The following is a 307-nucleotide window of genomic DNA, read 5'->3' on the forward strand; positions in this document are numbered from 1 at the left end:
TTTTGTTAAATATAATTTTTTATCTAACAAAAAGTGTGCATAATTCCGATTTTTTGTTAATTATCCGGAGATATCTAACAAATTCCAGCATCCAAGGCACAAATTTGTAAATAAGAGTGATGAAAAGCATGGTGTCCTGCAGTTAACAGGGCAAATAAGAGTGTTTTATCTTGTAAAGAGTAATTAGACAACATCGTAAAATTATAATTAACAAAAAAATCGTGATTCTGTTAGATATCCGGATATATTTAACATATTTCGTCCGAGCCGATCGATTTTTGTTAAATATAATTTTTTATCTAACAAA

This window comes from Nosocomiicoccus sp. HMSC09A07 (genome assembly GCF_001808485.1).
GTDB lineage: Bacteria > Bacillota > Bacilli > Staphylococcales > Salinicoccaceae > Nosocomiicoccus > Nosocomiicoccus ampullae_A.